Source organism: Arminella tubonensis (assembly GCF_003240585.1).
GTDB lineage: Bacteria > Pseudomonadota > Alphaproteobacteria > Rhizobiales > Rhizobiaceae > Rhizobium > Rhizobium tubonense.
On sequence record NZ_PCDP01000071.1, the window covers coordinates 1 to 753 of the forward strand.

Here is a 753-nt window from a genome sequence, read left to right on the forward strand (position 1 = left end):
ATCATCCTTGCAAAGCGCAGGCCGACCAAGCGCTTCACATTCGGCCTCGGCGGTACGTCGATCCTCGCGGCATTGTTCAACGCAGTCTTTCTGCTGGTGGTGGTCGGTGGTTTGACGTGGGAGGCGATCCAGCGCTTCTGGGAGCCGGAGATGGTCGCCGGGAAGACTGTGATGATCGTAGCCGCATGCGGCATCGTCCTCAACGGCTTCTGCGCGTGGCTGTTCTCGTCGGGCAGCAAGGGCGACCTCAATGTCCAGGGCGCGTTCATGCACATGGCGGCCGACGCGCTTGTGTCTCTGGGCGTCGTTGTCGGCGGCCTGATCATCCTTCTCACCGGCTGGCACTGGATCGACCCGCTGATGAGCCTCGTGATCAACCTGGTCATTGTCGGAGGGACCTGGGGGCTGCTTGCCGGCTCGATCACGATGAGCCTCAACGCGGTGCCGGAGGGCGTCGACATGGACAAGGTCCGCCAGTCGTTGCTCGACATTCCAGGCGTCGTCTCGCTCCACGATCTGCATGTCTGGTCGCTGAGCACCACGGAGACCGCATTGACATGTCATCTGGTCACTCCCGACGGCCATCCGGGCGACGGCGTCCTGGCGCACGCCGCGGCGGAGCTGAAGGAGCATTTCAACATCAGTCACGTGACATTGCAGCCCGAGTTGGACGAACCCACCGCAGCTCACCTCGCGAACATGCATAGTCACTAAGGCCGCCAACCGGCGACACCATCCATTGTGGCCAGGGCT

General features: G+C 62.8%; 1 protein-coding gene. It reads left to right on the forward strand.

Features of this window, described 5'->3' with window-relative positions; translation table 11 throughout:
• A partial coding sequence (locus CPY51_RS29485; protein WP_111163916.1) for a cation diffusion facilitator family transporter occupies positions 1–714 on the forward strand: 714 nt, incomplete at its 5' end.
• Between the last annotated feature and the right edge of the window lie 39 nt (positions 715–753).